Source organism: Microbispora rosea (assembly GCF_044460045.1).
GTDB classification, from domain to species: Bacteria; Actinomycetota; Actinomycetes; order Streptosporangiales; family Streptosporangiaceae; genus Microbispora; species Microbispora rosea.
Window position 1 is genome coordinate 95,154 of sequence record NZ_JBITJO010000010.1, and the last position, 21,633, is coordinate 116,786.

At 71.0% G+C, this 21,633-nt stretch carries 23 protein-coding genes; 12 read left to right on the top strand and 11 right to left on the bottom strand.

Annotated elements, in window-relative coordinates:
- Window positions 1–7: 7 nt before the first annotated feature.
- Window positions 8–856, bottom strand: a complete 849-nt coding sequence (locus tag ACIBK1_RS32580; protein ID WP_328709741.1) for a DUF2637 domain-containing protein — start codon at window positions 854–856, stop codon at window positions 8–10.
- Complete coding sequence (locus ACIBK1_RS32585) at window positions 853–1,128, bottom strand: hypothetical protein (protein WP_222709371.1); 276 nt, start codon at window positions 1,126–1,128, stop codon at window positions 853–855. Before ACIBK1_RS32585 ends, ACIBK1_RS32580 begins: the two co-directional genes overlap by 4 nt.
- 139 nt (window positions 1,129–1,267) lie before the next feature.
- Here ACIBK1_RS32585 and ACIBK1_RS32590 point away from each other — a divergent pair, with 139 nt between their 5' ends.
- Window positions 1,268–1,705 (top strand): helix-turn-helix domain-containing protein, encoded by a 438-nt coding sequence (locus tag ACIBK1_RS32590; protein ID WP_147942099.1) that lies wholly within the window; start codon window positions 1,268–1,270, stop codon window positions 1,703–1,705.
- Window positions 1,706–2,206: 501 nt separating this feature from the next.
- Here ACIBK1_RS32590 and ACIBK1_RS32595 read toward each other — a convergent pair.
- From ACIBK1_RS32595 to ACIBK1_RS32610, 4 genes are all read right to left on the bottom strand, one after another.
- Window positions 2,207–2,404, bottom strand: a complete 198-nt coding sequence (locus ACIBK1_RS32595; protein WP_205831152.1) for a recombinase family protein — start codon at window positions 2,402–2,404, stop codon at window positions 2,207–2,209.
- Window positions 2,405–2,408: 4 nt separating this feature from the next.
- Window positions 2,409–3,671, bottom strand: coding sequence for a Dyp-type peroxidase (locus tag ACIBK1_RS32600; protein WP_147942098.1), 1,263 nt, complete (start codon window positions 3,669–3,671; stop codon window positions 2,409–2,411).
- Window positions 3,664–4,215, bottom strand: coding sequence for a copper chaperone PCu(A)C (locus ACIBK1_RS32605; protein ID WP_261985600.1), 552 nt, complete (start codon window positions 4,213–4,215; stop codon window positions 3,664–3,666). Before ACIBK1_RS32605 ends, ACIBK1_RS32600 begins: the two co-directional genes overlap by 8 nt.
- 139 nt (window positions 4,216–4,354) lie before the next feature.
- Window positions 4,355–4,927 (bottom strand): MFS transporter, encoded by a 573-nt coding sequence (locus ACIBK1_RS32610; RefSeq protein ID WP_147942097.1) that lies wholly within the window; start codon window positions 4,925–4,927, stop codon window positions 4,355–4,357.
- Between the two features lie 240 nt (window positions 4,928–5,167).
- Between ACIBK1_RS32610 and ACIBK1_RS32615 the strand changes: the two genes are divergently transcribed.
- The 9 genes from ACIBK1_RS32615 to ACIBK1_RS32655 all read left to right on the top strand — a co-directional run bounded on the left by ACIBK1_RS32615 (window position 5,168) and on the right by ACIBK1_RS32655 (window position 12,978).
- Window positions 5,168–5,737 (top strand): MFS transporter, encoded by a 570-nt coding sequence (locus ACIBK1_RS32615; protein ID WP_328854066.1) that lies wholly within the window; start codon window positions 5,168–5,170, stop codon window positions 5,735–5,737.
- Between the two features lie 222 nt (window positions 5,738–5,959).
- Window positions 5,960–6,556: a copper resistance protein CopC gene (locus tag ACIBK1_RS32620; RefSeq protein ID WP_396739551.1), complete on the top strand. Its 597-nt coding sequence runs from the start codon at window positions 5,960–5,962 to the stop codon at window positions 6,554–6,556.
- On the top strand, window positions 6,553–7,176 hold the full coding sequence (locus ACIBK1_RS32625) for a copper resistance protein CopC (protein ID WP_396739553.1): 624 nt from the start codon (window positions 6,553–6,555) through the stop codon (window positions 7,174–7,176). Before ACIBK1_RS32620 ends, ACIBK1_RS32625 begins: the two co-directional genes overlap by 4 nt.
- A gap of 135 nt (window positions 7,177–7,311) precedes the next feature.
- The gene (locus tag ACIBK1_RS32630) at window positions 7,312–8,487 is read left to right on the top strand and encodes a cytochrome P450 (RefSeq protein ID WP_396739555.1); all 1,176 of its coding nucleotides are present in this window, start codon (window positions 7,312–7,314) and stop codon (window positions 8,485–8,487) included.
- 172 nt (window positions 8,488–8,659) lie between these two features.
- On the top strand, window positions 8,660–9,244 hold the full coding sequence (locus tag ACIBK1_RS32635; protein ID WP_142651861.1) for a hypothetical protein: 585 nt from the start codon (window positions 8,660–8,662) through the stop codon (window positions 9,242–9,244).
- Window positions 9,245–9,567: 323 nt separating this feature from the next.
- Entirely contained in the window at window positions 9,568–10,230 is a 663-nt protein-coding gene (locus ACIBK1_RS32640; protein ID WP_142651860.1) for a metal ABC transporter ATP-binding protein, read from the top strand.
- A complete protein-coding gene (locus ACIBK1_RS32645) occupies window positions 10,227–11,060 on the top strand; it encodes a metal ABC transporter permease (protein WP_142651859.1) in 834 nt (277 codons plus the stop codon). Before ACIBK1_RS32640 ends, ACIBK1_RS32645 begins: the two co-directional genes overlap by 4 nt.
- On the top strand, window positions 11,057–11,848 hold the full coding sequence (locus ACIBK1_RS32650; RefSeq protein ID WP_142651858.1) for a metal ABC transporter solute-binding protein, Zn/Mn family: 792 nt from the start codon (window positions 11,057–11,059) through the stop codon (window positions 11,846–11,848). Before ACIBK1_RS32645 ends, ACIBK1_RS32650 begins: the two co-directional genes overlap by 4 nt.
- A gap of 53 nt (window positions 11,849–11,901) precedes the next feature.
- Window positions 11,902–12,978 carry an FAD-dependent monooxygenase gene (locus ACIBK1_RS32655; RefSeq protein ID WP_168066545.1) on the top strand — a complete coding sequence of 359 codons (1,077 nt, stop codon included), beginning with the start codon at window positions 11,902–11,904 and terminating at the stop codon, window positions 12,976–12,978.
- Here ACIBK1_RS32655 and ACIBK1_RS32660 read toward each other — a convergent pair.
- Together ACIBK1_RS32660 and ACIBK1_RS32665 are read right to left on the bottom strand one after the other, a co-directional pair.
- Window positions 12,897–13,937, bottom strand: coding sequence for a sugar ABC transporter permease (locus ACIBK1_RS32660; RefSeq protein ID WP_142651856.1), 1,041 nt, complete (start codon window positions 13,935–13,937; stop codon window positions 12,897–12,899). The genes ACIBK1_RS32655 and ACIBK1_RS32660 overlap by 82 nt on opposite strands.
- Window positions 13,934–15,115 carry an MFS transporter gene (locus ACIBK1_RS32665; RefSeq protein ID WP_205831150.1) on the bottom strand — a complete coding sequence of 394 codons (1,182 nt, stop codon included), beginning with the start codon at window positions 15,113–15,115 and terminating at the stop codon, window positions 13,934–13,936. Before ACIBK1_RS32665 ends, ACIBK1_RS32660 begins: the two co-directional genes overlap by 4 nt.
- A gap of 244 nt (window positions 15,116–15,359) precedes the next feature.
- Between ACIBK1_RS32665 and ACIBK1_RS32670 the strand changes: the two genes are divergently transcribed.
- Window positions 15,360–15,920: a sigma-70 family RNA polymerase sigma factor gene (locus ACIBK1_RS32670; protein ID WP_328854067.1), complete on the top strand. Its 561-nt coding sequence runs from the start codon at window positions 15,360–15,362 to the stop codon at window positions 15,918–15,920.
- A gap of 57 nt (window positions 15,921–15,977) precedes the next feature.
- Here the strand turns inward: ACIBK1_RS32670 and ACIBK1_RS32675 are convergent, their stop codons facing one another.
- Both ACIBK1_RS32675 and ACIBK1_RS32680 read right to left on the bottom strand, forming a co-directional pair.
- On the bottom strand, window positions 15,978–17,591 hold the full coding sequence (locus tag ACIBK1_RS32675) for a class I adenylate-forming enzyme family protein (RefSeq protein ID WP_142651855.1): 1,614 nt from the start codon (window positions 17,589–17,591) through the stop codon (window positions 15,978–15,980).
- The gene (locus ACIBK1_RS32680) at window positions 17,588–19,399 is read right to left on the bottom strand and encodes a CoA transferase (protein ID WP_356994453.1); all 1,812 of its coding nucleotides are present in this window, start codon (window positions 19,397–19,399) and stop codon (window positions 17,588–17,590) included. The genes ACIBK1_RS32675 and ACIBK1_RS32680 overlap by 4 nt, the downstream gene beginning before the upstream one ends.
- A 137-nt stretch (window positions 19,400–19,536) precedes the next feature.
- On the opposite strand from ACIBK1_RS32680, the gene ACIBK1_RS32685 reads away from it, so the two are divergent.
- On the top strand, window positions 19,537–20,838 hold the full coding sequence (locus ACIBK1_RS32685; protein WP_142651853.1) for an acyl-CoA dehydrogenase family protein: 1,302 nt from the start codon (window positions 19,537–19,539) through the stop codon (window positions 20,836–20,838).
- Window positions 20,839–20,901: 63 nt separating this feature from the next.
- Here the strand turns inward: ACIBK1_RS32685 and ACIBK1_RS32690 are convergent, their stop codons facing one another.
- Window positions 20,902–21,618, bottom strand: a complete 717-nt coding sequence (locus ACIBK1_RS32690; protein WP_142651852.1) for a DsbA family protein — start codon at window positions 21,616–21,618, stop codon at window positions 20,902–20,904.
- Window positions 21,619–21,633 lie beyond the last annotated feature (15 nt).

A 21,633-nucleotide genomic window follows, 5' to 3' on the forward strand; every position in this document is an offset into this window, starting at 1 on the left:
CGCGTCCTTAGACCGGCTCGCGGCGGAGCCCGATGGCGGTGGCCAGCCAGCGCAGCCGCTCGTTCGCGATGCGGTGGCCCTGAGCACGGAGCTGGGCGGCCAGGTCCATCTGGCTCAGCCGTACGCCGCGCTGCTCGGCCCTGGCGACGATGGCCTGAGCAGCCTGGATGAGCTGGTCGTCGGAGTCCTGCTGCTGTGGGATCTGAGGAGTGGGAAAGGCCGCGCCAGCGAGTTGGAGTCGTACGGCGGTCCGTTCGGACAGGGGCGCCTTCCACCGCCACAGCCAGCGGCCGTGCGCCTGGTGGAGCGCGGAGACGGCTTCGAGGTGGAGGTATTCGAGCTGGAGGCCGCGGGGGTAGCTCGTAACGTTCCACAGCACCATGCGTCGCCAGAGCATGAAGCTGGAGACGGGGGCGAGGAGCCAGCGTGAGAGAGGTACCCGCTCACGCCGGGTGCCCGTGGCCAGGCCGACCCAGCGGCGGATGAGGTGGCGGATTCCCTCGATCACCGTGACGAACAGGACGGGCATGGCCGCATGCATGAGGCCGGCGATCGGGTTGCCGTGCGCGGCGGCGATGTTGAGGATGACGGTGGCGGTGATGAACGCCCAGGCGATCCAGTGCAGGACCGGCCAGGGCAGGTCGGCGAATTCCATGAGGAGGTCCCAGGCCAGCAGGGCGAGGATGCCGAGGTCGATGCCGATCGGGATGATCCACGCTTGCGGGCCGAACCACGGCTCGGCGAGGTGGCGCAGGGTGGCGAAGGAGCCGATCCCGCCGAGTACGGCCAGTGCGACTACGAGCGGAGCCACGACGCACGCGGCCAGGGCGACGGCCTGGGTGAGGTTGCGGGTCACCGGCCGCCACCTGCTGCAAGGTGGGTCGCGGCTTGGGCGACGCCCTCGTCGTTGGCGGGGGAGAGGATCAGGCCGTGATGGGTGACGTAGGCGTAGACGCCTTCGGCGCCCGCGCAGTACACAGTCTCGGTGCCGACGGTGAGGGCCCACTGGCCGTTGCGGCGGCGGATCAGCCGGGCTGGCAGGTGGCGGCTGACCTCAAGGCCGAGGCGGACGAGTCGTTCATGACGAGCTTTGCTCTCGTCAGGTGCTCGCATCGGTGTGGCTCGCATCGGTAACCTTCGGGCGTGGAGAGGCGGACTCCATCAACTAAAGTTGATGGCGAGAGCAGGATAGGCACTCTCCGTCACCGGCTGTCAACTAAAAGCGATGAAGCAGGGCGCGTGTCGCTCCAACTTGATGTGGTGAGCAGTGGCTGACGACCGAAGCGCGGCGAACACCACGCGGTCCCTCGCCGACAAGATCGAGTGGTTGATCCAGAACCGCTGGCCGGCGGGTAACCGGCCGCCTAAGAACAACCTCGAGGCGGCGGCGGCAATCTCGGAGGCGACGGGGGAGGAACTGTCGTCGACAACGATCTGGAAGCTGCGGACGGGTAGGTCGGACAATCCCCAGCTCAAGACGTTGAAGGCGCTGGCCAGGTTCTTCGGCGTGCCGATCGGCTACTTCGGCGACGACGAGGACGCTGAGGCGATGGCCGACCAGGTGGCGGCGTCCTCTTTAACCGGAGAATCCGGGCTCAACCGTGAGGCGCTCCGCGCCCTGGTCGAGATGTCCGACGGCGGCCGCCAGCTCGTGGCCGACTTCATCATCAGTGCCGCCCGCCTCGAACGCGGCAGAGGTCACTGAAGGTTCGGTGTACCTCTGTAGCACACCATGATCTTGCTCTATAGGGGTTCGAGTCGGTGGGGGTCTGGAATCAAATCACTATGCGCGGATCGCTGCCGCTGACCTCTCCCTGGACGAGGAGGCCTGAACAGTGATGGCCCCGAACTTCCTTGCGGTACACCAGATCTAGCGTACGACGATCGCCGGCGTTTTCCTGCTGGCCGCGAGGTGGTGCTCACAGTGGCGGAGGCAGGGCTCGTGCATGTGCCTGAACGACACGACCACCGCGATCAGCGCCAGTATCGCGACACCCCCTGGCGGCACCGATAATTGGACCGGTTGTTGGTCCGCGACCCTTTGATGGACCGCTGACAGAGGCCGCAGCGCAGCAGCCCTCTGAACGCATAGGTCCGTGGTGTACCGAGGATCACAGGAGCGAACTGGACACGTTCGAAGTCCGTGCGGACCCGGGATCACGCTGCCTGACGTGATGGACCCCCGTGGCGTCGCCACGGGGATCCATCACGTCAGCACCTCGGTCGCGCGTTGCTTGTTCCACACCTGGTTGCCGGTGTAGCGAGGGTTGCGGAGGATGGACGTGGTGCCGTCCGTCCGCATCTCGCCGGAGCGGTGAGAGTTCCGCGCGCGGTCATGGGCGGACGGGCAGGGCACTCCGCGGGCATTGAGGGTGGCGGCGATCCGCCCGGCCTTGGCCGGCACTGCGTCATGACAGCAAGGTTTCTCCGATCCACCCATTGGGGTCGCAGCCGGGAGGGATGGCGAACACGGCGGAACCGATCGGTGTGGTCCACTCGTTCAGCAGGTCCGCCTCGGCCAGTCGCTCCTGTACCGGGATGAACTGCCGGGCGATGTCGGCCTGGTAGGAGGCGAACAGCAGCCCGGTGTCGGCGGTGCCGTCGGGGGAAACGCCCTCGTCGTAGTTGTAGATGCGACGGAGGATACGTGCGCCGGGGTCGGCCACGTGTGCTCGCCGGATGTGGGCGTATTCGGAGATGACCGGCAGCCCGGCGGGGGTGAGCCGCGCGAAGTCCGGTTCGTCGTGCTCGCGGGCGCCGGTGAGCGGGGCGCCGTCGGTGAGGCGGCGGCCGATCGTGAACTCCTTGGCCACGGTGTCGGCGGCGTCCCAGGTCTCCATCTCCGCGCGGATGCGCCGTAGGACCAGGGTGGTCCCGCCGCGCAGCCACTCCTGCTCCCCGGCGAACCAGACCGCCCGATCGAAGTCGGGTGTGCCGGCGACGGGGTTGACGGTCCCGTCGAGCTGTCCCATCACGTTGCGCTGGGTGGTGTGGGGCTGCTGGGAGTGCGCGGCCCGCCGGAAGCCCCGCTGGGTCCAGCGGACCTTCGCGAACGACCGGGCGTCCTTGACGAGCACCCGCAGCGCATGGGTGACGGTGAGCGGGTCGTCCGCGCAGATCTGGACGAGCAGGTCGCCGCCCGTCCACCGCTTCTTCAGCCGGTCGATGCCGAACGCGGGGAGGGGAGCGATGAACTCCGGCCGCTGATCGGAGGTCTTGGTGGCCGCGAACAGACCCGGTCCGAAGCCGAAGGTGACGGTCAATCGGGCGGGCAGCACGGCCAGATGGGGCTCGGTGTCGGCGAGCGCGGGCTGTCCCTGAGTGATGCGCCGGGCGTCGTCGGTGAGCACGCGCATCAGCCGCGCCACGCTCTCACGGTCCGAGCCCGCCCGTAGGTCGAACGCCACGAACGCGGCGTGCGCCTGCGGAGTCGTCGCGACACCGGCCTGGTGGGCGCCGTAGAACGGCTCCACCGCCGTCGCCCGGGGCGAGTTCACGTCCGGATCGGCGGTACGGCCCGCCGTAACCGTGTCGTCGGCGTCGGCGCTCGCCCGCGCCACGACGGCCCCGCTCGTCGCGGCGGCGGCGACCACGGCGCCGCCGGACAGCAGCGCCCTGCGGCTCAGTCGCGGGCGGGAGACGTCATCTGTCCCATTGAGCCGCTCACTCATCCATGCCGCCCATGTCGGCGCCCGGCTGGTAGTTCTCCTTGGCTCCCGCGAAGTCCTTGCCCAGAGCCGTGAAGGTGTAGGTGCCGCCCCCCTGAAGCTCCAGCGTGAACGGCACTTCGGACCCTGGCTTGATCTCGGAAGGCACGTCCATGACCATGATGTGGTCGCCGCCGGGCTGCAGGACGTGGGAGCCGTGGGCGGGGACCACGAAACCGCCCTCCTTCGGACGCATCACCATCTTCCCCTCGGACTCCACGACCTCGTGCAACTCCACCTTGGGTGCCGCGGGAGTGCTGCCGGCGATGACGGTGATGTCCGAATCGGAGTTGTTGACCAGGGTGCCGAAGGCGGCGGTCATCCCCTTCTTGGCGGTCTTGACCCACGGGTCGGTGATGCTGAGTGGGGCAGAGGTGGACGACGGGGAGGCCGCCACCGCAGCGGGCGAAGCAGCCGCTGATACGGAGGACGCCTCCTCAGAGCCGCAGGCGGCCGTGGCCGTCACTGCGCCCAGGCTGAGAACGACGAGCATGACGCGGGAGAACATGAAGATCCCTTCATCCGGCTGAGAGCCGGTACTGGTACCGCTGCACTGAACGAATTCGGCGCGCGCGAGCGCACACCGACGCACCCCGCCACTACGGGGTGCTGGTTACATCAGAGAGAGCCCGCCGACCAGATGCCGGTCAGGCAGGAACAGTGCGAACGGTGCCAGGAGGGCCGCGCCGACCCATCGAATGGCCGAGCAGGACCGACCGCGCGACCACCCGGTGCTCGATCACCGGGACGACGATCGCGCCGTACGCCGGGTCCAGGAAGACGGCGAACACGATCCGCAGCCGGACGGCCAGCCGGCGCAGCAGGGCCCAGAGCAGCGCCTCACCATGCGCCAGCCAGACCGCCGTCAGCGCGACCGCCCAGCCGTGCATGACCAGCATGCCCAGGCCGGGCACCAACCCGGAATGGACGTGCCCGCCGCTCATCGCGGAACCGGCGACGCTCGGTTCCAGGGTGTGCGCGAACGAGAACAGCAGGTGGAGCGCCGCCTGCGAGGCCACCAGCGCCGGCAGGATCACGGCCAGCGTCCGCTCACGCCGCGCTAGGGCGTGCGCGGGCAGGAAGGCGATGAGCAGGGCCATGAGAACGGCGGCCACGGAGACCGACCCGCCGCCGACAGCATGCGCCCCGACGCCGAGCGCCACCGAGACCGCGGCGAACGCGGCGGCCCGTATGGCACGGAAGGGCATGGTTGCTGTCATGGCGCCGCAATCATCGCACACCGCCTCTCCGCCCCTCAGTGCATGCGGCGCAAATCGTGATAATCGGGCCGAATGCCTCGTGAAGGAGTGCGAGCGGTCGATGAGGACGAAGGAACCAAGGCGCCCACCCTGTCGTCCGGCACCGATTCTCCCCTTCGTGTGCCAGACCGAGCCCGACCGAGCGAACGGATGGCGGCGGTCTTGGGGCCGACCAGCCTCTGTGCGATAGTCGTCTTCGTCATGCGCGCCGCCTTACCTCTGCGACTCGCGCGGTCGGCCGCCTTCTCGGTCGTCTGCGTGCTCCTCGCCGTGGGCGCGCACTGGTTCGCCGGTGGGGCCGCCCCGACTCCCCAGGCACTTCTCATCGGCGGAGCGGGCGTCATGACCGTCGCCGCGGCGACGGCGGGCCGGGAGCGGTCACCATTGGTCGTCATCGGCCTGCTCCTGGCAGCGCAGGTCTTCCTGCACGAACTCCTCGGGTCGCTCGCGCTCTCGACGGAGACAACGGCCGTGGCGCACACGCACCGGCTGGGGGTGGGCACCGGGATGCTCACCGCGCATCTCACCGCGGCGCTGATCACGGGGTGGTGGCTGTCGCGGGGCGAAGCGGCGCTGTGGTCGATCCTGCACAGGATCGGCACGGGCGCGATCCACTGGCTCCGGGCGCTGCTCACGCTGTTCCAGTTCCTTGCCCGCATACGCCCCCGCCCCCGGCTCGCGTCGTACAACCTTGACCGCGAACCTCGGCGTGAGGCTGTCCTGCGACACGCCGTCGTACGGCGTGGACCGCCGGTTCTCGTGTTCCTGTGATCCTCTCCGAACCCTTCTGAGGTTTCCTTCGCGCGGCTTATCCGGTCGGACGTCACGCCTGCCCGCAGCGGCTCGTCCCGACGACCCGCGGACCACTCATCCCGGTCCGTACGGCCCGCGCGCCCGCAGGTACCCACACACGACGACTGGAGATACCCCGATGACACCGCCGTCCACCGTCACACGCCGGGCCACGACCTCCCCGCATGCCTGGAGCCTGTCGTGAAGCATCCCTCGGTCAGAGCGGTTTTTCTGTTCGGCATCTCGTGCCTGTTCGCGGTGGTGTTCGCCTCACCCGCGTCTGCGCACGACAGTCTGAAGAAGAGCACACCCGCTGCGAACGCCGTCGTCTCCGGCCTCGACGAGATCGAGCTGGAGTTCAGCGCGCATGTCAGTTTTCCCGTGGTCGTTCTTCATGACGCGGCCGGGCGTCGCTTCGAATCGGGGACTCCGCGCGTCGACGGCTCCACGGTGGTGGAAGGGGTCGCAGGCCCGCTTCCACCGGGCAGCTACACCATCGCCTGGCGGGTCGTCTCCTCCGACGGCCACCCCATCGAAGGGGAGATACCGTTCATCGTCGGATCCTCGTCGGCGGCATCGGCCGGAGGGACGGCGCCCGTCGCCTCCCCGGTGGCCGGAGAGGAAGGCCCACGTCAGGAGACCGGCACACCCGGCTGGATCTGGGCGGTCGTGGCCGCGGTCGTGGTTCTCGGAGTGGCCGCCGTCCTGGTGGCGCGGGGCAGGAAACCGCCGACGCCACCGCTCCCGGACGACGTGGAGGACCGCCCATCGGGTCCCGAGAACGGTGAACGCGGGTGACAAGGAAAACAGCCAGAGCGTTTCTCCTCCTCGGCTTTCTGTGCGCCGTCCTGGGAGCATTCGCCGCACCGGCGCTGGCACACGACACCCTGCGATCGAGCACACCCGCCAGCAACGCCGTGGTCTCCAGCCTCGACCTCATCGAGCTGGAGTTCAACAACAATGTGCGCTATCCCGTCGTGCTCCTGCACGACGCGGCCGGGCAGCGCTTCCCCTCCGGCACACCCCGAACCCGCGGCGCCAAGGTGCTTGTGGACGTCGACGAGCCGCTTCCCTCCGGCAGCTACACCGTCGTCTGGCGGGTCGTCTCCGCCGATGGCCGCCCCATCGAAGGAGAGATCCCCTTCATCGTGGGTTCCTCGTCGGCTGCGCTGCCGAGCACCCTCGTGTCCAGCACCCCGGTGTCCAGCGTCTCCGTTTCCAGCACCCCCGTGTCCAGTATCCCCGTGCCCAGCCCGGTTCCGGCCCACACACCCGTGAGCGCGACGGGCGAGACGGACGAGCAGGGCGCCCTCCCCGGCTGGACATGGGCGGTCATGGCCGGGTTGGCACTCGCCGGAGCCGTGGCACTGCTGATGTGGCGGAGAAGGAAACCCGCCGGCGGGGACACCCCTTCCTGACCGCCGTATTTCCCAAGACCAGTTTCCGGACCGGACAGCCGCTGATGCGATGTCTCCCTCCGGCCTCCCATCGTCCGCGCCGGCTTCCGGCCGATGTGACAGCCGGCGCGCCTTTCGTACGAAGGATCATCTTCGATGGCAGATGACGAATTTCCCCTCATGCAGTTCCTCCGTCAGGGTTTCGATCCTGTGGCGGAGCTCGGACGCATTCGATCCGAGCAGCCCGTCTTCCCGATGCGGATGCCCGACGGGTCCACCGTCTGGCTGGTGACCCGGTATGACGACGTCCGGGCGGTGCTGGGCGACGCGGCCCGGTTCAGCAACGACTTCGCGAACGTGATCGCCGCGGGAGCGAACCAGGAAGACCCGGGCGGTCTCGGCTTCCGCGACCCGCCTGAGCACACGCGGCTGCGGCGCCTGCTGACGCCCGAGTTCACCATGCGGCGGCTGCGGCGGCTGGACGGCAGCATCCAAAAGATCGTCAACGACCACCTGGACGCGATGGAGCAGGCCGGGCGTGAGGCGGACCTGGTCCAGTCTTTCGCCCTTCCCATCCCGTCGCTCGTCGTCTGCGAACTGCTGGGCGTGCCGTACGGCGACCGGTCTGATTTCCTCCGGATGAGTGCCGACAGGTTCGACCTGTCCGCCGGTCCCGAAGCGTCCATCCAGGCGGTCAACGACTCGATCACCTACCTGACCGATCTGGTCGCCAAGGAACGCGCGAACCCCGGTGACGGCCTGCTGGGCACGCTGCTGCGTGAGCACGGTGACGAGGTGAGCGATCGCGAGCTGGCCGGCCTGGCCGACGGCCTGCTGACCGGCGGGCACGACACCAGCACCAGCATGCTCGCTCTCGGCACGCTGTGGCTGCTGGACAATCCGGAGCAGGCCGCCCTGGTCCGCGAAACCGACGACCACGTCGACAAGGTCGTGGAGGAGCTCCTGCGCTACCTCACAGTTGTCCAGGTCGCCTTCCCGCGCTTCGCCCGCGAGGATCTCGTGCTCGCCGGGCAGCCCATCGCCAAGGGGCAGATGGTGCTGTGCTCGCTGACCGCCGCCAATCGCGATCCCGCCCTCGGCGCGAACATGGACCGGGCCGTCCCAGGGCGAAAGGTGAGCCCTCACGTCGCCTTCGGACACGGCATCCATAGATGCATCGGGGCTCCTCTGGCGCAGATGGACATGCGTATCGCCTTCCCCGCGCTGCTACGGCGTTTTCCCAATCTGCGGCTGAACGTGCCGTTCGAGCAACTCGCCTTTCGCGAGATCTCCATCGTCTACGGTCTCGATTCCCTGCCGGTCGCCTGGTAGCACCGCTCGCCGGGGAACGACCGGCTCTCCGGTCGTTCCCCGGCCACCTACCGATGTCCGAACAACCCACGGAGCGACAGGGCTGCGAGGCCGAACGCGTCCGCACATCCACAGGCGACGTTCATCACGCTGATGCCGATGGGTCTTCTCGGCAAGGCGTCAGGCTGACAGGATGATGTTCGTGTCCCCCCGGCATCCGGTGCTGCGCATGGCGCGAGCCCTCGTCTTCGCGACGGTGTGCGTCGTCATCTCCGCGGCCGGCCATGCCTTCGCCGGGGGCGGCTCCGTGCCGCCGGGCATTCTGGGCGCCGGGGCCCTGGCGGCCACGGTGCTCGCGTACGCGCTCAGCGGGCGTGAGCCCCGGCCCGAGGTCCTGCTCACAGCGAGCATCGGCACTCAGGCGCTTCTTCACGAGCTGTTCGCCCGGACGGCGACGTCAAGCGCGGAACATCTCGCCCACGGCGCGCACGCCGACCACGGGCATCTCGGCATCGGCATGGCGCTGGTGCATCTCGTGATCGGGACGATTTCCGGCTGGTGGCTCTACCGCGGCGAGGTCGCGATCTGGCTCCTGCTGTGCCTGCTGGCCATGGGCTCGGTCACGGTTCTGCGCTGGCTGCTCGGCGGCGCCACGCCGGTGACGACGCCGGTGAAGCAGGTCTCGCCGATCGCGTGTGCGCGGGCGTACGGCGGCAGGCGGGAGATCGTCTCAGCGATCCACCGACGTGGGCCGCCCGTGTCCGTCCTGGCCGGCTGACATCTGTCGACGTCCTTGATGGGCTTTTCCTGCCTCGGTGTCGCGATCGGGTGACAAGGCGGAATGCCATCCTGGGTACGCCGCATCATTCCGTGCGCCTCCGTCGGCGTAGGCGATGACACGCCTATTCCGGTCGCGCGACCGCCTTCCGGTGTAGCCGCGCGGTCATCCCGCCTTTGATTGGCGCCGGATGCATCACCGGATGCGTCAGTCGTCAGCTTGCTTCACTTCCCGGTCGACCGCCTGGTCCGCCGGTTCCTTCGCCGTGGTCCGCGCCGGGCCGCGGTCGGTCACGCCTACCCACCTTCCGCAGGAGCATGACCATGTCATCACCTCCCCGAGGTCTGTACGCGCGCGCCACCCCGCTCCGCCTCGCCGGTGTCACCTGCCGGCACGGCCGGCTCGCCGCGGTGGATCGCGTGGATCTCGACCTGGCCCCCGGCGAGCATCTGGCCATCACCGGCACCAACGGGTCGGGCAAGAGCACGTTGCTCCGCGCGATCCTCGGCCTGCACCGCGAGACCAGCGGCCTGATCGAGGTCGGCGGAGTCCGGGCGAGCGGGACGGCCGACTGGGCCCGGCGCCGATCGGAGGTGGCCTGGGTGCCCCAGCGGCAGACCGCGGGCCGCTTCCCGCTCCTGGTGAGCGAGTTGCTCGCGAGCGGCGGCCACATGGAGCGGTCGGTCCGTGCCGCCGAGGAGCTGGGCGTCGGCGACCTGCTCGACCGCCCGCTCGGCACGCTGTCGGGTGGCCAGTTGCAGCGGGCCTACCTGGCGCGTGCTCTGGGCCAGGTGGCGGCGGGCGCGGGGCTGGTGCTCGCCGACGAGCCGACGGCCGCGCTCGACTTCGCGGGGCAGGAGCAGGTGGCGGGCGTGCTCGCCGGGCTCGCGGTGACGGTCGTGGTGGTCACGCACGATCGGGCCGTGGTCGAGGCCAGTGGCCGGGTGGCCGAGATGGCGGCCGGACGGTTGCGGGAGATCGCGTGAGCTCGCTCGGCGTCCTGCTTGACATCCCGTCGGTACGGCTGGCCTTGGTGGCCCTGGTGCTCGGGTCCGTCGCGCTGCCGATCGTCGGGGTCTTCATCGTGGGGCTCGACATCATGCCGGTCCGCTTCGCGATGATGCACGTGGCGCTGCTGGGCATCGCGATCGGGCTGCTGACCGGGCTCGACCCACTGTTGTGCGCTCTTGTGCTGTGCGGGCTGACCGGCGGAGCGCTGACCCCGCTCGCCCGCAGCGCCACCGGCCTGTCCGGGGCGATGGGCCTGCTGATGACGCTCGCGGTCGCCGCCGCGCTGCTGGTGCTGTCGATCTCGGGCGTGAACGCCAACGGCGCCTTCGAACTGCTGTGGGGGTCGATCCTGGCCACCAGGCCCGCCGACGTGCTCGCGCTCGCGGCGCTCGCGGTCGTCGTCCCGCTGCTGTACGCCCTGCGCCGCCGTGATCTTGCCCTGCTCCTGCACGATCGGGAGCTCGCGCTGTGCTCGGGGGTCGCGGTCGAACGGCTGACCCTCATCCTGCTGGTCGTGGTCGCCGTGGCCATCGCGTCAGCGATCCGGCTGACCGGAGCCCTCCTCGTCGACGCGCTGACCCTGCTGCCGGCCCTGGCGGCACGCCGCGTCGGCCGTTCCCTGCCCGCCATGATCCGTTGGTCGGTGATCTTCGGCCTCGCGTTCAACGTGGGCGGCTTCTTCGTCTCGTTGATCTTGGACTTCCCGCCGGGCCCCACGCTCGTGCTCCTGGGCGGGGTGTGCACCCTCCTCCTCCATGCGGTACCCGCCGTTTACTCCCAACGAAGAAAGGCCATCTCCCGATGATTACCCTGCACCGACTACGCCTCGTGGCCGCCGTGACCGCCGTCGTCGCCCTCGCCACCGCCGCCTGCGGCGGCGACCAGAGCGGTACGGCGGCGACTCCCGCCGCCACAGCCAAGGGACTGAAGATCGTGGCCGCGTCCACATGGGAGGCCGGCTTCGCCAGGGCAGCGGGAGCCACCGACGTCGCCGTCATCGTCCCTCCCGGCGTTCAGCACGCGCCCGACTACGACCCGAAGCCGTCCGACCTGGCCAAGGTGGCCCAGGCCGACGTCGTGCTCTATGCGGACTTCGAAGGGTTCGCCGGCAAGATCAAGGATGCGGCGGGATCCAAGGCGAAGCTGATCGCGCTGACGCTGGACAACGCGCCCGCCACCGTCAAGAGCCAGGTCCAGCGGCTGGGTGCCGAGTTCGGCACGGCTGACGCCGCCACGAAGTGGATCGATTCCTTCGACACGAAGTATGCGGCGCTCAAGCAGAAGGTCAGCGCCGCCGCGGGCGGCACCCCGCCGGTCGTCGTCACCCAGGCGTTCGTCGCCTGGGCCGCCGACCTCGCGGGCACCACTCCTGCGGGCACCTACGGCCCCCAGCCGCCCACGGTGAGTCAGATCTCCGAGCTGGCCGCCAAGAAGCCGCAGCTCATTCTGGACAACTCCGCGATGCCCGGAGGCGACGCCCTGGCCAACGTCAACGCCAAACGGGTGGTCATCGACAACTTCCCCGGCCAGGGGCTCGACCTGCTGGAGGTGTTCCAGCGCAACGCCGACGCCCTCACCGCCGCACTCAGCTGACGCGCCGACCAGGGGCGGCCCTGCCCGTGGCCGCCCCTGCCCTGGAGGATCTCGTGGACACACCCGTGCTCATCGTCGGGGGCGGACCGGTCGGCCTGTGCACGTCGATCGCCCTGTCCCGCGCCGGAGTCGCCTCGACACTGGTCGAAAGACACCCCGCGAGCTCACCCTTTCCCAAGGGCCGGGCGCTCAGCATCCGGACCATGGAGGTGCTGCGCGGCTACGGCCTGGAAGACCGGGTCGTGGCGGCGCGGGTGCCCCGCGAGGAGAGCCTGCACTTCTACTTCGGCGCGTCGCTGACGGCCGCCGAGCACACCCGCAACAGCAACGTGCCCGACCCGGCCAGGGCCGCGCTCAGCTCCACCTTCACCGCGGCGAGGTCCCAGGACGTGCTGGAGCCGCTGCTCCGTGAGCACGCCGAGTCGTTCGCTCCCGCCCGGGTGCTCTTCGGATGGGAGCTGACCGGTTTCGAGCAGGACCCCGACAGCGTCACCGCGCGGCTGACGGGCGCGGACGGCCGGCCCTGCATTCTCCGCGCCGCGTACCTGCTCGCCGCCGACGGAGCCTCCGGACGCGTACGGGGCATGCTCGGCATCGCCATGCCAGGCGACCGAGTGCTGAGCCGTAACCTCGACATCCTGTTCGAGGCCGACCTGCGCCCGCACGTCGCCGATTGGCTCAGCCTGGTCTACAGCATCGCGGACCCGGCCCTGACCGGGACGTTCATGACTGTGGACAACCATGGCCGATGGCTGTTCAACCTCGTGCACGACCCCACCCGCCGGTCCGTCGACGGGCTCACCGCGGACGACTGCGCCGATCTGGTGCGGCAGGCCGCGGGCGTGCCGGACCTGGAGGTGAAGGTCGTCGCGACGCAGGAGTGGACGGCCTCGGCCATGCTCGCCGATCGCTACCGGTCGGGCCCTGTCTTCCTGGCCGGTGACGCCGCCCACCCGATGACTCCGTACGGCGGGTTTCGCAAGAACTGCGGCATCCAGGACGCCGACAACCTGGCCTGGAAGCTCGCCGCGGTGGTTGGACGCGACGCTCAGCAGGCGAACGGTCCGATCGCCCCGATGAGCATCGCGAGGCCCGCGGCCAGGAAGAAGTCTCCCCACACCAGCTCATGACGGGTGGCCACACCGTGGACGAGGTCGTAGCAGCCGTCGAGCAGACGGCCGTCACGCAGATGCGATCCCACCAGTTCGGCGAGCACACCTGCCGCCCGGTCGCGCAGGGCGGAGGCGACCCGGCCCTCGGCCAGCGCGGCCAGCTTGAGGGCTGCTACGGCCTCGATGGCCGCGGCGGAGGTGTCGGGCGGACTGCCCTGTCGCACGGCCGAGGCGGGAGGAACCGCGGGCGAGCCGGGCGCGAAACGGGCCGCGACGCAGGGCCGGGCGAGGATCCGGCGCAGATCGCCGGGTGGCAGGACCCGCCCCGTGTGCGCGGCGTCGGCGCAGGCGAGCGCCAGCCAGCCGATGGTGCGGCTCCAGCCGGGAGGCGGCTCGGGATGCGCCCGCCACATGCCGTCCGGTTGGAGCGCCCACGCGGGGACAGCCGTGTCGTCCGTCAGGTCGATCTGCAGGCGCAACTGCGCACCGGCGGCGGCGTCCCCCGGCGACCCGGCCAGGCCGAGCAGGGGCACCAGGCCGGGCAGGGCGTCGACCCTGGCCAGCTCACGGGGGCCCCCGAACGCCGTGCCCCACGGCACCATTCCCAGCGCGGGATCGAAGGCGTCCAGGCAGGCCTGTGCCGCACGCTCTCGCAGCGCTTCAGACTCCGGGCAGTCGCGTGCCAGGGCGGTGCCGTACCAGAAGATAAGGCCGCGGGCTGCGGTGTCGGCCTCGACCCAGGGAGCCAGAGCCGCCGTCCGCCTGCTCGCGGCGGCATGGGCGCCCTCGTCCCCATGCACGACGACCCGCAACCACAACAGACCAGTCCAGAAGCCGCCCGCCCATGAACCGCGAGCGGTGGTCGTCCAGCTTCCCGACGCCGGGTCGGCGTACAGCGGCCACCGTGTCGCGGCTCGCGACTCCGTTTCCGCCACCCGTTCCAGGATCTGGCCGAGGGCCCGCCGCTCCCAGCTCACGCGTGTGCCCTCGATCCGAACCACGCAGGCGCCGCGACGACGGCCGCCGCGGCGAACTCGCCGGCGACCAGCAGCCACGCCGGGCCATAGCCGGTGGCGTCGACGACGATCCCGAAAAGGGGAGGCCCGGCGGCGAAGCCGGCGAAGAAACCGGACGACACGAGCGCGGAGTCGCGGCCGGCCGTACGCGGATCCGCCCACCTGATCACCGCGACCATGCTGACGGCGTTGGCGGCGACGGCGAAGGCCCCGACGACGGCTGCCCCCGCCCATACCAGGAGGGACACGTTTCCGGAGGCGAACAGCAGCAGGGCGGCCGCGCAGGCGCCGGCCGCCAGGGGGGCGAGCAGCGCGTCGGCCCGGGGGATGCGTCCGGCCCGGCGTGCCCAGCCGACTCTGCCCGCGACACCGGTGACGCCGAGCACCGCGACCAGCCACCCCGCGACCACCGGGCTCAGACCGAGCCGCTGTGCCCCGTACAGCGACAGGTAGGTGTTGACCGCCGCGATGGCGCAACCGAGGAGGAAGGAGAAGAAGGCCAGGACGGCGACGCCCCTCCCGGGCGGCGCGGCCGGGCGCCGCGAGTCGGCCCGCGCGGGGTCGGGCGGCAGGGCGCGTGTCGCCCACACCGCGATGAGCAGGGCGATGGCCGCCGAGACAGCGACCGCACCCCGCCAGCCCGCCCACACGGCGACAGTGGCCAGCGGCAGTCCGGCCGCGAGCGCTCCGAGCTGGACGCCGGACTGTTTCCAGCCCGTGACCGCGCCGCGCCGGGTGGGCTCGACCACGGCCAGGATCACCTTGTTGGTGGCGGGATTGGCCAGCGCCTGCGGAAGCCCGCCCAGCGCCACCGCCAGCAGGAGCATCCACGACCCGCCGGAGACGGAGATCAGCGCCAGGGCCGCGGCCGCGATCACCAGCAGGGCGACGAGGCACCGGCGGGCACCGAGCCGGTCCACCCATCGGCCCGCCGTGAACGACAGCGCGGCGGCGATGCCGAAGCCTGCCGTGGTCGTCAATCCGAGCACCGCGCGCGGTACGCCCGCCTCCACCAGACGCGGGCCGAGCGCCCCGATGAGGAACAACTGCACCATGGAGACGCCCATCACAGCGGTGAGCAGTGCGGTGACGCTCCTCGTCCCGGCCGCCTCGTTCGGCGGACGCACCGGCGTTCGCATGGCCTTCTCCTCTCGCCCGGGATTCCGCCCGCAGTAGCGCGTGACGATCGCGCACCAGAAGTCGTGGGTGGGCCCCGGTGAGTTCCCGGACGGAGGGATTCCGGTGACGCCGTCCCGCCGGACGCGCGGGCCGCCGCCTCGTCCCGGCGACCTGTCCGCGCACCAGTCACCCGACGCCGCATCCTCCGAGCTGCTCAGCCACCGCCCGGGACGGAAGGAACGCTCACCATGTTCTCTGTCACCAGTGACCATCGATCTGCCGACGACCACCGGCTCACGGCTCGCCCTGGCCGCACGCGAAGGGACCTCCGAGGACGTGGAGGCGTTCGCCCGCGCGTTCTACCCTGACGTGCGCCGCTTCGTCGCCTATCTGTCCGACGTGCAGGCCGCCGACGACCTGACCCAGGAGACCTTCGTGCGGGCGCTCGGCAGTCTGCCGAGGTTCGCCGGCCGGTCGTCGGCACGCACCTGGTTGCTGTCGATCGCCCGGAGGGTCGTCGTCGACATGTTCCGCTCGGCGGCGGTGCGGCCCGCCGTCGCCGACGTCGCCGACTGGCAGAGTGCGGCCGAACGGTGCCTGCCGCGCGGACTGCCCGGTCACGAGGATGGCGTGGCCCTCGACGACCTGCTCTCCCGGGTGCCGCCCCAGCGGCGTGAGGCGTTCGTCCTGACTCAGCTCATGGGACTGTCGTACGCGGAGGCCGCCGTGCTGATCGGATGTCCGGTGGGCACCGTGCGCTCGCGGGTGGCGCGGGCCCGTCGTCAACTCGTCGCATCCCTGCTGGCCGCCGAACGAGCGGCCTGATCCGCTCGCGCCGCGGACACTGCTGGGGCCGGAGGCAGCTCCGGCCCCAGCAGTCGCTCAGCCTGATGTCAGCAAGCGATCGCGCAGCGCCCGCCGGTCGGGCTTGCCGGCGGGGTTGAGCGGGATTGACTCCACGACGAGCAGCGACTCGGGGTGCTTGCGCTTGTCGAGGCCATGCGCGGCGAGATGCGCGCACAGGCCGGGGAGGTCGACGGTCATACCGGGCCGCGCGACGAGGCACACGGCGAGCCGCTCACCGAACACCGGGTCGGGCACCCCCAGGCAGACCGCTTCGGCCACACCGGGATGAGTGGCCACGGCTCGCTCGACCTCGGCGGGACTGATGTTGAGTCCTCCTCGGATGACGATCTGCTTCAGCCTGCCCACCAGACGCAGACGCCCGTGCTCGTCGATCAGTCCCAGATCGCCCGTACGCACCCAGCCCTCGGCGGTTCGGTAGCGCTGGTTCAATTCGGGCGCCCCGACGTAGCACATGGGAGTCATCGGGCCACGGGCGATGATCTCTCCCACCGGGTCGTCGTTCTCGAGCGGGTCGATGCGGATGTCGGTGACCCGCGGATCCGGTGAGCCGACGACGGTGCCGGGCCCCGCGGCCGGCGGCTCCGGCCGCAGGCCGCCGTGGCAGTTCACCCCGTCGGCCGAGCCGTACAGGTTGACCACGGGACAGCCGAACCGCTCACGGGCCGCCGCGGCGGTCGGGGCGTCCAGGTCGGCGCCGCCGAGGACCAGCGCGGTCATCGGCGGCATCGGTTCCGGCACCGGTCCGGTGAGCATCTTGCGGACCATGGTCGGTACGGCCAGCACGTGCGTGGGCCGGTGGTCGCGGATCGCGGCAAGGGCGTGCTCGGGGGTGAAGTGGTCGAGCAGCACCAGCGTGCCGCCGTGCCTGGCCAGGGTGACGGCGGTGCCGTTGCTGCCGAAGGCGGAGGCCAGCGGGACCAGGAACAGGCACCGCGGAGGGCAGCCGTCCTCGATCAGGGTGGCGAGGAAGTTGCCGCGCCCGCCGGCCAGCGCGTTGTGCGAATAGGCGATCATCTTGGGATCGGCCTCGGAGCCGGAGGAGACGAGGATGCGGGCGGCCTCGTCGGGATCGGGCCGGGCCGGGACGAACCCCGGGTCGTACCCGGCCGTCAACTCGGCCCACGGCACGCTGCCCGCGGGCGCTTCGCCCGGTCCCACGGCGACGACGAACCGCAACGCGGGCAGCCGCTCCGCCGCCGCCACCAGATCGGCCGCATGGCGGACGCCCCGATGCTCCGAGGCGGCGATGACGGCCCTCGCCCCGGAGCGGCCGAGCAGCGAGACCGCTTCGGAGGCGCCCCTGCCGACGGGGAAGGGGAGCGCCACGGCGCCCAGGGCGGCCAGCGCCAGGTCGGCGATCACGGCGTCCGCGCCGTTGGGCAACTGGACTCCGACGACGTCGCCCTCGCACACGCCGAGCGCCCGCAGGCCCGCCGCCGCGGAGCGAGTGAGGATGTCGAGTTCGGCATAGCTCAGGTGTCCCGCCGCGTCGACGACCGCGATCCGGCCGGGATCGGCGACACGGTGCGCCCGGAACAGCGCGTACAGGTCGAGATCGGGGTAGGTGCCCTCGGCGGCCCACTCCCGGCGCAGCGTGGCCGGGACGAGGTCGATCAGCTGAGCGGTCATGAGAACCTCCAGGGGGTCGGCACGATGAGAGCCCCGTGCGCGTCACGGGTGAGGGCCGCGGCGAAGCGCGGATCGCCGGTCATGGCGTCGAGCGCGGCTGTCACCGCCGTGACGCGAACGCCCTCGGCTCGAAGGAAGCGGACCGCCTCCGCCGTGGTGATCTCGCCCTGGTCGCTCAGCCGGCCGCGGGGACCGGTGAGCTCCTGCGCCCGGGTGACGTCGTCGTCGGCGACGGCGACCCAGCCGTCGGCGGTGCGCAGGGGCCGCCGGAATCCCTCCGGGGCTCGGGGCTGTTCACCTCGGGCGGCCCGGAGTAGCGCGGGCCCGGTGAGCATCTCCGCCGCGCCCAGCAGCGAGGAGTCCACCCGTACGCCCCGCCGCTCCCGTTCGCGCAGCAGGAGCCCGGCCAGCACGGCCTCGGCCCCGATGAGGCCGCCGAAGACGTCGAGCAGCGTCATCAGCGACGGGGCCGGGGCCTCGCCCGACGGCCGCACGGCCTCGGCGAGGCCCGAGCGTGCCTGGACCATGAAATCGGTGCCCAGCGGCGCGTCGGGCAGCCGTCCCGCCCAGCCGCTCGTGTACGCGTACACGAGCCGGGGGTTGACGGCCGACAGATCGCCGTCGTCGAGGCCGAGGCGCTCGGCGGTGCCGGGAGCCCAGTTGTGCAGAAATACGTCGGCGCCCGCGACGAGGTCGAGCAGTTCGGCACGCCCCGCCGCCGACTTGATGTCGATCTCGACGGCCCCCTTGCCCCGGTTGAGCGCCAGCCAGCGCGCCGACAGTCCGCCGCAGGTCGGCGGCATGCCCCTGAGCGGGTCGCCACCGGGCGGCTCGATCCTGATGACATCGGCTCCGAGCATGCGCAGAACGCAGGTCGCCAACGGGGCCTGGATGCGCCGGCCGGCCTCCACGACCGTGAATCCGGCGAGCGGCCGGGCGATGTCGGCGGAGGCCGGCCTGCCGGCCGCACCCGCCGTGGCGCCCGGTCCCAGAAGGGACAGCAGCCAGGGCGCGTCCGCGCGCGAATCGGTCAGGCGGTCGACGAGCCGGGTGAGCACGCACAGCGACACGCCTGACCGATCCGCGGCGGCCCGTACGTTATCCCAGGTGTGCGCCCGCGCCCGCGCGTGCAACTCGGGCGGCAGAGGACAGCACGCGGTGGCGTACCGGAACTGGAAGGACCGCCAGGCAGAGCCCGCGAGGCGCTCGGTCGTCCCGAGGCGCTGCCAGAACGTCACCCACACCCGTGAGTCCAGCGTCTCGACCTCGAAGACGACGCCGTCAGAGGTGGTGAACGGCGGACCGCCCGGGGCGAGCGGCACCGCCTCGTCCTCCTCGGCCGCCGCGCAGGCCAGATACTGGGCCACGGCGAGCAGCCCGGCGAGGTCCACGGCGGTGCGCACGCTCTGGACGGCCAGGCCGCGATACCGGCCGATCAGGCCCGCCAGCAGCCCTTGCGACGCCAGGACTCCGGCGGCCATGGACAAGTAGTCGACCGCGAGCCCGCGGGGTGTGCCGTCCCGGCGGCCGTGCACGTGCGCCACCCCGGTGGCGGCCTGCGCGGTGGCCTCGTCGGTCACCTCCTCCGCCGGCGTGACGCCGGCCCAGGCGATCTCCGCGCTGAGGCTTCCGTCCACGCCGGTGAGCGTCACGACCCCATCGCTCCCGGTCGGTGTTCCTTCGAGGTCATGTGCTCCCAGAAGGCGGAGCTGGCGCGCGATCGTCGAGGTGAGCGAGGGCGGGCCGCCCGTACGCACCACGGCGTCGGTGAGCGGGAGGGCCGATCGAATCGTCTCGGGATGTGCCATGACTCTCCTTCCCCGCGGTGAGGCCCCGCGAGCCGTGCATGCCGCGTGTGGAACTCGTCGGCGTCTTTCGGCGACGTGTCCCGTGGAGGAGTCGTACGGATATTTCGCCGAGTTCCCGGAATGTCTGGAAGGTTGCAATGTCGGACTTTGAATGGGGCGAACCGGCCTGCCCGCCGCATGTCCGCCCACTGCGCGAGCGAGTGAGCGCGTTCGTCCGCGATCGGATCGTCCCGCACGAGGACACGTTCGACGCCGGTGGCAGGCGCGCTCGGGAACTGACCGAGCGGCTCACCCGGCAGGCTCGGACCGAGGGCCTGTGGGGGCTGGCGCTCCCGCGCGACCTGGGCGGGGCAGGACTGTCCCTGCTGGAGTACGCGCACGTCGCCGAGGCGGAGGGCGCCAGCGACCACGGCCCCGCCGTGCTCGGTGGATCGGCGCTGCTCGACCTGGTGACCCTGGCCGGGCACGACGCGTACCGCGAGCAGGTCGCCGATGGGCGGTTGTCGCTGTGCAACGCGATGACCGAGCCGGGCACCCCCGGATCCGACCCGGCCCTCACCACGACACGCGCGACTCGGGAGCCCGACGGCTCCTGGACGTTACGCGGCAGCAAGTGGTTCGTCAGCGGCGTTGCCGCTGCCAGCCTCGCCGCCGTGCTCGCCCGTACGGCCGGCGCGCCGCCCGGCAAGAACGGACTGTCGGTGCTGCTCGTCCCCACGTCCTCGCCGGGATTCCGGGTGGTGCGCGAGTTGCCCGTCCTCGGTGCGGGTGGTCAGTGGGAGATCGCCCTGGACGGCGTGCGCGTGCCGGCCGACCACCTCGTCGGTGAGGAGGGCGAGGGCCTGCGCGTGGTGGCGCGGCGCGTACGGCTCGGCCGTCTGCTTCGGTGCCTACGCTGGCTGGGCCAGGCCGAACGCGCCTTCACCCTCATGTGTGGGCGAGCCTGTGACCGGCGGACCTCCACGGGACGGCTGGCCGATCACCAGCTCGTCCAGAAGCTCGTCTTCGACGCGCTGCTCGCCATCAGGACGACCCGGCCGCTCGTCTTCGAGGCCGTCGCCCGTCTGGATGCGGGGCTGGACGCGAGAACAGAGACGGGCCTGGCGAAGGTCGCGGCCGCCCGCATGTTGCGGCAGGTGACCGACGCGGCCATCCAGGTCCACGGTGCGGAAGGACTGGGTCCCGACACCGCGCTGCCCCGGCTGTTCCGCACCGGCCGGACGGCCGGCATCCTCGACGGGCCCGATGAGCTGCACATCACGGCGACGGCCCGACGGGTGCTCCGCGAAAGCCCCGGAAGGTGCGGCGGGTCAGCGGAAGCGGCGCGGCCGGAGGCTGTCGCCAATGAGCGTCAGGCCGGAGGCGTCGACAACGGCGTCAGTACCGGTGCCCATCGCGAATGCGCGGAACCGCCTGAACCGGCGCGGCGGCGTCGTTGACACCGGCCCCGGCCGTGGCGTCCGTCTTCTCGCTGGGGAACGGCCGGGGTTGGCACGCGTCTCTTACTTGGTCGCGTTCTCCAGCGTGCCGCGCAGGCCGCTGGAGGTGAGGACCTGGTCGTCGGGCAGCTTCCTGCCGTCGAGCAGGACCGTGGGAGTGCCCTGGACACCGGAGGAGAAGGCCGCCTGGGTGTACTGCTGGACTTGGGCGGCATGCCTCTGGGATTCCATGCAGGACAGCACGGCCGAGTCGGTGATTCCGGCGTCGTCGGCGAACTTCTTCAAGTCGTCGACCGTGAGGGCGACCCGCTCGTCCGGCTGTTTGGCGAACAGTTCGTCGTGGAAGGCCGTCCAGGAGTCGCCGGGTACGCACCGCGCGGCGGCGGCGGCCCGCAGGGACCCCTGCGGATTGACGAAGGCGATCGGATGGTAGACGACCTTGATCTTGCCTTCCGCGGCGAACTGCTTGATCTGTGCGCCGTTGATGTGCTCGAACTCCTTACAGATCGGGCACTGGAAGTCCTCGTAGATGTCCAGCACCGGCTTCGTCGTCCCGGATCGGGCCATGACGACCGTCCCGTCCTCCTGAACGCTGACGGGGGCGAGGTCGCCGGCGTACGACGTGGGTTTCGTGCGGTTCATCTGCACGAGGATGGTGGCCACGGCGGCGACGAGCACCACCAGGCAGACGGACACGAGCACCAGTCTCCGGCGTCGCTTCTCCCTCTGCGCCTGCCGGATCCGCTCCTGACGCAGCCGCTCGCGCTTCGATGTGCTCATGCATCTCTCCTGATC